The organism is Thiococcus pfennigii, from assembly GCF_016583835.1.
In the GTDB taxonomy this organism is placed as follows: domain Bacteria; phylum Pseudomonadota; class Gammaproteobacteria; order Chromatiales; family Chromatiaceae; genus Thiococcus; species Thiococcus pfennigii.
The window spans coordinates 19,882-28,570 of sequence record NZ_NRRW01000046.1 but is presented as its reverse complement, the minus strand read 5'-3'; the positions used below and the strand labels follow the sequence as shown (position 1 = coordinate 28,570).

Genomic DNA, 8,689 nt, shown 5'->3' with positions numbered 1-8,689 from the left:
GCGCCGGCCGCGCCCCGACCCCGCGCAAGCCGACCCGCCCGACCCGCGCGGCGAAGGAGCGACGCCTCGCCGGCAAGCGTCAGCGCGCCGCGACCAAACGCCAGCGCGGGACGCCGTTCGACGACTAGTACAGCAGTGCGGATGTTCCGAGACCACCTCCAACGACTATCGTTGTCGTAATCGACGATCGGACTACGATCAGGACAACGACAACGAACAGCCTCGGGATTTCTGAAGTGCTGCACTAGCCTGCGCGGGCAGGCGCGCGCGCCGGCGACCCGTGCCGGCGATCCGGGCGATGTCGATCCCCGGCAGCCCGGCTGCGACGGCGCCCGGTCGGGGCGCCCCGGGCGGCGATGCAAGCCCCGGCGGGGCGTCACCCGGCACCGCAATCCGGGCGCGCAAATAAAAAAGGGGCCGGAAATCGTTTCCCGGCCCCTTTCTTCGTCCGTCCCAATTCAGCACTGCACGCTGTCAGTTCATGTTCGAGGTACGACCTGTATACAGCGCGATCCGCCTACATCTCTTTGGAACCAAACGATCGCGTCGGACGGCTTCGACATACGTGACGCCGCGAAGGCGCCTCAGTACGGCAGGCCAGCCTGGGCGCGCAGGAACGCGGCCCGCTCGACCAGCGGAGCCGGACGACCGTCGGAATGCCAATCGAGATCTTCCGTCGACAGCAGCCCGAAGTGGATGGTCACACCGAGAAGAACGAGGAACACGAAGATCGCGAGCAGGGTGCTGCGCGGATCCATGACCTTCCAGATTTTGTACATAAAACTCTCTCCTATGCTCGTCGCGTAGAAGTTACCCGACCGGGACTTCACGCAATGCCGTTCTGCAAGGATCGTCTCACGCGGCCGCGATCAGATCCAGGGGAACCGAAGATGCGTCAGAACGTGAGCCATGACGACCAGGGTGAACCAGCCATACATGCTCGGCATGAAGATGCTGTGGAATTCCTTGGCCTCTTCGTCAGAAAGACCCGTCAGGTTGTAGTTCTCAGCCATGTGTCTACCTCCGGTAAGTGGCCTTTTGGCCGTGAAATCAATCTCTAATTGGCGCTTGCCGCGGCCGCGTACGACGCACCGCCTCCCGCGCCTGCTTCAGTGCCGTTCGGCCCGCTCGCGCGCGCCCGCCGACCGTCCGACCGCGCCTAGTACGGCAGGCCGGCCTGCGACCTCTCATAGGCGGCCGCTTCCGGGAACGGGATCGGCCGGCCGTCTTCCCACCAGTTCAGATCGGTCGTCGTCAAAAGGAGCCCATGAATCAGCAGGCCGAGGGCGACTTGCAATATGAAGATTGCAACCAGCGTCTCACCTGGCTTCGTCAGCAACCAAAGTTTGTACATAACGTGTATCCTCTCTGTTCTCAACAAGCGCCTGCGCCGGGCCAACGTGACACATCCGCCGCGCGCACCGCCACCGTTGCGGCCTGCGGTACCCGTCGACTGCCTTGCGCACCGGCCTGCCCGCCATGTCCATGGGGCGACCAGCCGGAAGGCCCTCGCCGTGCCGTCAGCAACGTGCGACCCATCGCCCCCTGACCGCTTCGCCGGCTTCGCGCGACCGGTCAGCGTCGAGCGACAGCGAGCAGCCCATCTATCCGAGTCCGCCCGCAAGTTGCCTTCAACGGCATATCATCGCGCTGCGGCAGGGCATCGCCCGACGAGCAGTCCGCTCCCAGGAGTACCGAAGGATCGGCCCGCCTCAATAAGGCAGTCCTGCCTCCGACCGCTCGTAGGCCGCGGCCGCCTTCAGGGGCGCCGGACGCCCGTCTTCCCACCAGTTGAGGTCTTGTGTGCTCAATAGCAGAATGTGAATCAGCAGACCAACCGCGATCTGGAACACAGCTATCAGCAACAGGATGCCCCGTGGATCCAGAATCTGCCAAAGCTTGTACATAGTAATCTCCCAAACCTATTTCCGCGCTGATTGTCGAGCCCCGCGCCTTGTGGCTCGGCCCGCCCGACAAGACGTCGCTGGCCGCCTAGATCCAGGGGAATCTAAGGTGCGTCAGGACATGCGCCATCACGACCAGAGTGAACCAACCGTACATGCTCGGCATGAAGATGCTGTGGAACTCCTTCGCCTCTTCGTCGGACAGGCCGGTCAAGTTGTAGTTTTCAGCCATTGGTTACCTCCAGAGATTCAACCATCGCGTTGTAAGGACGCGTGATTCTTTCAGGCAATCAAAGCACGGGCGCCGAGGCCACGAGGATCGCTTCTACCGGCACGCCGATAGCCACCGACCCTGATTTCTTTGCTGCCCAACCGCGCCGCTCAGTACGGCAACCCGGACTGCGAACGCTCGTACGCCGCCGCCGCCTTCAGCGGGATCGGCCGGCCGTCCTCGTGCCAGTTGAGGTCAACGGTCGCGAGCAAAAGCAGATGAATTAGCAACCCTAGCAGGATCAGAAATGCCATGATCGCCGCCAAAGTGCGTCGCGGGTCCAAAATCAACCACAGTTTATACATCAGGTCTCTCCTAAACGTTCTTACGTGGGAATCCGGTCGGCAGCCACCAGGCTGCGCCACCGACCCTCGGATCCCGGAGGCCCAGCTACGTCAGATCCAGGGGAATCGCAGATGAGTCAGGACATGCGCCATAACGACCAGAGTAAACCATCCGTACATGCTCGGCATAAAGATGCTATGGAATTCTTTTGCCTCATCATCCGACAACCCTGTCAAGTTATATTTTTGGTCGGCCATAGACTATTCCTCTAGCTCGTTGAACCTGGTTTCGCCCCCAGGCGCCACAGTCGGCTCTCGTATCGAACACACCCGGAAGCCGAGTTTTGTCTCGTCAACGTCACGCCCGCCATCTCCGCCGAGCGTCACGGCCAACCTGAGGCCGCATCGCACCTCTCGGCAGGGTCTCGTTGTTCTGCCACCTCTCGCCCCAATCTTTCACCCCCGAAGCGCGCCGGGGGCGGAGATCGTGTGCCGGCGTCGGAACGGCTGTCGTGTCATTGACAGCTGGAAGTCGCACCTCGAACAAAGGCGGCGGACGGCGTCGATTCCCGCCCTCGGCCGCAGACCAAGGATCTGCGCCATGACACACGCCGCCGCCGCCCACCTCGGGCACTGTTGGCCCTACTCCAGTCGATTTCGCCCCCCTCCGGCGATGCACCCGGCCGGCGACCGGCCGCACCCCTGCACGAGAGCGACGAAAAAGATTCGCAGCGCCGTATCCGGTCACCCTACAAGGCACCCGAGCCGACTAGCTCGACGGAACCACGCGTCGCCGCAGCAACGCGTGTTCCGATGCCTTTCTCGGCGTACCGTCCTCTCGCCTTAGTAGCCGAGGCCGGCCTGGGCGCGCTCGTACGCCGCACGGGCCTTCAGCGGGGCCGGACGGCCATCTTCCCACCAGTTCAGGTCGGTGGTGCTCAGAAGACCGGCGTGGATCAGCAGACCCAGGAAGACCAAGAAAACGGCGATCGCGGACAGGGTTGCGCGCGGATCCATCACTTGCCAGATCTTGTGCATGAGTATTCTCCAAATCGAAGTTATCGGGACTCACCGACTAGGGTGCTGATCCCTTCAAAAAAAGGCGAAATGCAGCAATTGGCTCGCTGGCCCTTAGATCCAGGGGAACCGAAGGTGCGTCAGGACATGAGCCATCACGACCAACGTGAACCAGCCATACATGCTCGGCATGAAGATGCTGTGGAACTCCTTCGCCTCTGCGTCGCTCAAGCCGGTCAGGTTGTAGTTTTCAGCCATGGAATTACCCTCCAGTTTTCAAATTTGGCCTCACGGCCGTTACCGCGTTTTCCCCCGCGGAAGGAGATCGCCGTGCCGGTACCCCGCTAGCTTCTGACGCCACCTGACACCGTCACGCGAATCTGCTTACCCAAGGCCAATCCGGGGGGCCGATCGCCGGCCCTGCCGAACAAGCCCACAACAAACATCTACTAAGCCTATCGTTGGTCCGTCCCTGCACCGCCGAACGCCACGACCGGACTCGATCACCGACTCCCTGCGCTGGGTCTGCCGACCCTGCTGTGGCCGTGCATCTGCATGCGCGCAATCGAGTCCCGGCCGTGACTGCTCGTTGCCTTCCGTGACCGACGAGATCCATCACGATTCGACCCGCGGAATTACTCCGCGGCGGCCGCGACTTGCTCGTCCTTCTTGCCGCTCGTCGCCAGCGACGGGTAGTCGGCCAGCATCTTGGCACCGAACAGCGGCTTGTACACTTCCTGGTGGCAAGTCGCGCAGCCCACCTTCAGCGCATCGCCCATCGGGCCCTTGCGATTCGCCGGCAGGAGATCGAGCAACGGGTTGATGTACTCGTTGTTGATCTCACGCACGTGCCGGATCGCATAGTACGCGGTCACGCGCGGCGGACGGCTGAAGTCCCAGCGCTCGAACGCCCGCGCATCGTGGCAGTAGACGCAGCCGACGCCGAGGGACTTGGAGATGTAGAACATCAGCGCGAACGTGTCTTCGCCCGCCTTCGTCATCACGCGCCGCTTGTTGATCGGCAATGCCTCCGGCCCCGTGACACGGATCTCGCGATCCCCTTCGAGGAACAGCGACATCGGATCGTACGGCAGCGCCGACATGGCCGTAGCCCACGACGGGAGGTTCTGGCCCAACGGCGCCATCTTCGACGGGATCGAGCGCTCCTTGACCTTCGACCAGGTGTAGTCAGGCACCGGCTTGCCGCGATGGCACGTGAAACAGGTCACGCCCGTATCCGCGACGTGCTTCTGCCAGGCCTCGTTGGTGTGCATCGTCATCTTCAGCATCTGACGCGCAACCATCTTGGTATACGGGGCCTCCGCCGCCATCGAGTCGGGCAGATGGCAGTAGGTGCAGCCCTCTTCCGGCGCCACCCACTCCGTCATCGAGACCATGAGGCGGTTGAACTCACCGATGCTCAGGTGACCGAGCACCGGGACGTTCTGGTACACCGCCGACGCGGGCGGACCGTCCTGGCTAGCTGCCGGCTGCGGCTCGGGAACGATGTCGTTCGCCGCAATCTTCTCTTCCCAATGCGAGCGGTTCTTGATCCACTGCATCCCGAGACCGGGCGCACCGAGTTCCTCGCTGATGTGGCCGACCGGCCACTCGAACGGGAGGTTCTCCGTGTAGTCGCAACCGCTCACGATCAGCGCCGAGGCGCCGATGGCGGCCAGTGCAAGTACCTTCCGAGTTCCAATCTTCATTGCTCAACCCCCTCCGTCGCGGCCGCATCGGCAGGCAGATACGGATAGACCCGCCAGTTGCCTTCATCACCAGCGGCAGCCGCGGCAGGATCACGCACACCGGTGCCAGGATAGACCGGAGCGAAGTGATGCTTCTCTGCCCAACGATGCCAGTTGTCGACGTAGGTACCCGTCAGGCCGACTGCGAAGCCACCAGTGATCATCATGCAGGTGGCGAACCAGAAGCCCCAGCGGTGGATCGACTCCATCGAGGCGTTCCAGCCCATCGTCCAGCGCCAGAACAGGGCTGCACGCTCGGCCGCCGTACCACGATCGACGATCTGGTCGATCTCTCGGTCACCACCGAAGCGGCTGACGGCGAGGATCGTACCGCCGTGCATCGCCCAGAGCAGCGCCGAGCCGTACATGAACCCGATGCCCAGCATGTGGAACGGGTTGTAATAGAAGTTACCGTAGGCCAGCGACAGACCGGTCAGCCAATCGAGATGCGGGAACCAGCCCATCGGCACGCCTTCCGACCAGCTCCCCATCAGGATCGGGCGGAAGAAACCGAGGTTCAGGAAGAACCAGATCGCGGCGGCGAAGCCCCAGGCGACGTGCGTACCCATGCCGAGGTCACGCGCCCGGACATAGACCCGGATCCACCACGCCAGGAACGCCAGCGTGAAGAAGAACCCGGCGATCAGCCACATGCCCCCATCCCACAGCGGCGGAATGTGCAGGCCGTAGTGGGCCGGCGGCGGCTCCAGCGCGAGCCACGGGAAGTACTTGAAGAAGTGAAGCGGGTTCCAGCTCACCGACGCCAGCATGCCGATGCCGACCATCAGGAAGGCCAGAAAGCCCGACATCAGCGACAAGATGCCCCAGAAGCCGAGGTAGATCGGGCCGATCTGCGTGTCGCCGATCTTGCCGAGCCAATACGACGGGAAGACGCCCTTTCCGATACGCGGCAATCGGCCCTTCGGCAGCGGCACGCCGTCATAGGCCGGCGCCCGCACCTGCAGTCGCGTGAAGATGTTGAAATATTGAGGCATTGTCGTCTCCTTAAGACCACCACGGGAACTTCAGCCACCAAGTCCACCATTCTGGCCACGGCCGAGTCCAGAAAGTCCCTGTCGTGAAGTCGAGGACGGCACACCAGAAGCCAGCACTCAGCGCCAGGAACAGACCGAGGCGATGGATGCCGAGGGCGCCGATCGAGTAGCCCAGAACATCGCGGAAGAAGGTGTTCTCGTGCTCCGCGGTCTTGACCACCTCACCCTTCTTCGGGTTGGTCACCGAGAGGATGATACCGCCGTGCAACGACAGGGCGAAGGCGCTGGCGAAGAAGAACGAGATGGCCAGCATGTGCCCGGGGTGATAGTGGTAGTTCAGCTGCTGGAAGCCGATGTTATTGGTCCAGTCCAGGTGCCCGAGGATACCGTAGGTCAAACCATGACCCCAGGACCCCAGCAGGATCGGCCGGATGACCGTGGCCGCCAGGTACGCGAAGATCGCGAAGCTGAAGGCGATCGGGATGTGGTAGCCGATGCCGAGCTTCCGGGCGATCTCCACCTCGCGCAGTGCCCACGAGATGAAGGCGCCCGCCGCGCAGATGGTGATCAGCTGCCAGACCAGACCCTCGCCGAACGGCGGAATCTGGAGCAGCCCGTAACTGATGTCCGGCGGAGCGATATTGATCTGGAAGATGTTCGGCGCGGGCCCGACCTCAGGCCAACTGTAGACCGCACCGACGACGATCAAAAAGATACCGGTCAAAACGAATAGGATGGTCGTAATGCCGAAAAATCCGACGTAGAACGGACCCACCCAAAAGTCGAAGGCGTTACCCGCGATCAGGGTCCCCCCTCGTACTCGATACTTCTTCTCAAAACTGAGCATGGCCATTGTGAAATTCCTCTGCTGCGAAGGCGACCGCGGTGGCTGCCTCCTCTTAGCGCTGCCGGCTGCGGCGAAGTCGATCGAACTTCATCGTCATCTCATTTCCAGTCTGCGTCAGCGGAGCTCGATTCCGTTACCCCGCCGAGCCGTCACGAGACGAACCTGAACCTGGCCCCGACTCGGAACGCACCACCGCAAATCCCCGGCACATTCTGCCCCAAATACTCAGTACGGGAGACCAGCTTGAGCGCGCTTGTAAGCCGCCGCGTCCTTGAACGGGACCGGCCGACCATCGGTGTGCCAGTTCAGGTCGTCCGACTTGAGCAGGAGAATATGAATCAGCAGACCGAGCACGATCAAGAACCAGGTCAGCGCCCACAGCGTGCGGGCCGGATCCAAGATCTTCCAGATCTGCCACGTACCCGCCTGCGGGCCGCTTTTCGTCATCATAGTGTTCATCGATTGCTCTCCTTTACCGTAGTCAGGTTTACTCGGCCGCCGTGTTCATACCATCAGACTAGTGACGGCGAGCACGGCAACCATTAGATCCAGGGGAACCGAAGATGGGTAAGGACGTGAGCCATCACCACCAGCGTAAACCAGCCATACATGCTCGGCATGAAGATGCTGTGGAACTCCTTCGCCTCTTCGTCTGTCAGACCGGTCAGGTTGTAGTTCTCAGCCATGTATTAACCCTCCAGATTTCTATCAGCCCTAAAGCCCAATTTCGTCGCCACGAGGCAGGGTCGGAATCCTCACGCAAATTCGTGTCACCGCCGAGTCCCTTCGGTGCCCTACCGAACAAGCTCTCTCGCAATCTATGCAGCCCTGCCTTCGCCCGGCGCGTACGCCGGATGGACCGGCCCTATTGTCGCCGTCTGCGCCCTCTTTTCAAGGGTGCGCCCAGACCAGGATCAATGCCATCGCATCTTTTCCTCGCGGGCCATCCTTTTGCACCGCAGCGCGACCCTCATGGTCGGCCGATCTCCACGGCCGGGGTGAAGTCAATCGAGCGCCCCACCCCGCCGTCTGGGCAACGCGAACGAGCGCAATCCGTCAATAAGGGAGGCCTTCCTGCGAGCGGTCGTAAGCCGCCGCCGCCTTGAACGGGATCGGGCGACCGTCTTCGTGCCAGTTCAGATCCTCGGTGGCGAGCAGCAGGAAATGAATGAGCAGGCCCAGCGGGATCAGGAACACCGTGATGGCGATCAGAACTTGGCGCGGATCCAGAATCTGCCAGAGTTTGTACATAAGTTATCTCCTCTTACTTGAAGCGGGACGGATCGAGTTCAGCAACCCTCACCGCCGGTAACCATCGCGAAAATGATCACCCGGCGTTCAGATCCATCAGATCCAGGGGAAGCGCAGGTGCGTCAGGACGTGGGCCATGACGACCAGCGTGAACCAGCCGTACATGCTCGGCATGAAGATGCTGTGGAACTCCTTCGCCTCTTCGTCGGACAAACCAGTCAGGTTGTACTTCTCGGCCATGGTTTTACCCTCCAGTTTTCAATGTCGGCCCCGCAAATCGCTCCGCGGGACATAGAACGTCGTGCATCTCTCGACCACGACGGTTAGCCTACCCGGCTTCCCGGGCGGAATCCTTCTCTCGACGTCCGCGTG

At 62.0% G+C, this 8,689-nt stretch carries 16 protein-coding genes; all 16 read right to left on the bottom strand.

What is annotated here, in order from left to right:
• Nucleotides 1-584 precede the first annotated feature (584 nt).
• The 16 genes from pufA (CKO41_RS13715) to pufB (CKO41_RS13640) all read right to left on the bottom strand — a co-directional run bounded on the left by pufA (CKO41_RS13715) (nt 585) and on the right by pufB (CKO41_RS13640) (nt 8,557).
• A complete protein-coding gene (pufA, locus tag CKO41_RS13715) occupies nt 585-779 on the bottom strand; it encodes a light-harvesting antenna LH1, alpha subunit (RefSeq protein ID WP_200251050.1) in 195 nt (64 codons plus the stop codon).
• Between the two features lie 90 nt (nt 780-869).
• The gene (pufB, locus tag CKO41_RS13710) at nt 870-1,013 is read right to left on the bottom strand and encodes a light-harvesting antenna LH1, beta subunit (RefSeq protein ID WP_015281810.1); all 144 of its coding nucleotides are present in this window, start codon (nt 1,011-1,013) and stop codon (nt 870-872) included.
• 146 nt (nt 1,014-1,159) lie between these two features.
• Nucleotides 1,160-1,354 carry a light-harvesting antenna LH1, alpha subunit gene (gene pufA / locus CKO41_RS13705; RefSeq protein ID WP_200251049.1) on the bottom strand — a complete coding sequence of 65 codons (195 nt, stop codon included), beginning with the start codon at nt 1,352-1,354 and terminating at the stop codon, nt 1,160-1,162.
• Nucleotides 1,355-1,712: 358 nt separating this feature from the next.
• Nucleotides 1,713-1,907: a light-harvesting antenna LH1, alpha subunit gene (gene pufA, locus CKO41_RS13700; protein WP_200251047.1), complete on the bottom strand. Its 195-nt coding sequence runs from the start codon at nt 1,905-1,907 to the stop codon at nt 1,713-1,715.
• An 85-nt stretch (nt 1,908-1,992) separates the two neighbouring features.
• Complete coding sequence (gene pufB, locus CKO41_RS13695; protein WP_015281810.1) at nt 1,993-2,136, bottom strand: light-harvesting antenna LH1, beta subunit; 144 nt, start codon at nt 2,134-2,136, stop codon at nt 1,993-1,995.
• A gap of 149 nt (nt 2,137-2,285) precedes the next feature.
• Nucleotides 2,286-2,480 (bottom strand): light-harvesting antenna LH1, alpha subunit, encoded by a 195-nt coding sequence (pufA, locus tag CKO41_RS13690; RefSeq protein WP_200251045.1) that lies wholly within the window; start codon nt 2,478-2,480, stop codon nt 2,286-2,288.
• 90 nt (nt 2,481-2,570) lie between these two features.
• Complete coding sequence (gene pufB / locus CKO41_RS13685; RefSeq protein ID WP_200251029.1) at nt 2,571-2,717, bottom strand: light-harvesting antenna LH1, beta subunit; 147 nt, start codon at nt 2,715-2,717, stop codon at nt 2,571-2,573.
• Nucleotides 2,718-3,302: 585 nt separating this feature from the next.
• Entirely contained in the window at nt 3,303-3,497 is a 195-nt protein-coding gene (pufA, locus tag CKO41_RS13680) for a light-harvesting antenna LH1, alpha subunit (RefSeq protein ID WP_200251026.1), read from the bottom strand.
• A 93-nt stretch (nt 3,498-3,590) separates the two neighbouring features.
• Nucleotides 3,591-3,734 (bottom strand): light-harvesting antenna LH1, beta subunit, encoded by a 144-nt coding sequence (gene pufB / locus CKO41_RS13675; protein ID WP_200251022.1) that lies wholly within the window; start codon nt 3,732-3,734, stop codon nt 3,591-3,593.
• 377 nt (nt 3,735-4,111) lie between these two features.
• Nucleotides 4,112-5,185, bottom strand: coding sequence for a photosynthetic reaction center cytochrome PufC (gene pufC, locus CKO41_RS13670; RefSeq protein WP_200382706.1), 1,074 nt, complete (start codon nt 5,183-5,185; stop codon nt 4,112-4,114).
• A complete protein-coding gene (pufM, locus tag CKO41_RS13665) occupies nt 5,182-6,219 on the bottom strand; it encodes a photosynthetic reaction center subunit M (protein ID WP_200251018.1) in 1,038 nt (345 codons plus the stop codon). The genes pufC and pufM overlap by 4 nt, the downstream gene beginning before the upstream one ends.
• Nucleotides 6,220-6,229: 10 nt before the next feature.
• Nucleotides 6,230-7,072 carry a photosynthetic reaction center subunit L gene (pufL, locus tag CKO41_RS13660; protein WP_200382705.1) on the bottom strand — a complete coding sequence of 281 codons (843 nt, stop codon included), beginning with the start codon at nt 7,070-7,072 and terminating at the stop codon, nt 6,230-6,232.
• 219 nt (nt 7,073-7,291) lie between these two features.
• Nucleotides 7,292-7,525 (bottom strand): light-harvesting antenna LH1, alpha subunit, encoded by a 234-nt coding sequence (gene pufA, locus CKO41_RS13655; protein WP_200382704.1) that lies wholly within the window; start codon nt 7,523-7,525, stop codon nt 7,292-7,294.
• Between the two features lie 83 nt (nt 7,526-7,608).
• Entirely contained in the window at nt 7,609-7,752 is a 144-nt protein-coding gene (gene pufB / locus CKO41_RS13650; protein ID WP_200251011.1) for a light-harvesting antenna LH1, beta subunit, read from the bottom strand.
• Between the two features lie 370 nt (nt 7,753-8,122).
• Nucleotides 8,123-8,317 carry a light-harvesting antenna LH1, alpha subunit gene (gene pufA / locus CKO41_RS13645; RefSeq protein ID WP_200251009.1) on the bottom strand — a complete coding sequence of 65 codons (195 nt, stop codon included), beginning with the start codon at nt 8,315-8,317 and terminating at the stop codon, nt 8,123-8,125.
• A 96-nt stretch (nt 8,318-8,413) separates the two neighbouring features.
• The gene (pufB, locus tag CKO41_RS13640; protein WP_015281813.1) at nt 8,414-8,557 is read right to left on the bottom strand and encodes a light-harvesting antenna LH1, beta subunit; all 144 of its coding nucleotides are present in this window, start codon (nt 8,555-8,557) and stop codon (nt 8,414-8,416) included.
• Nucleotides 8,558-8,689 lie beyond the last annotated feature (132 nt).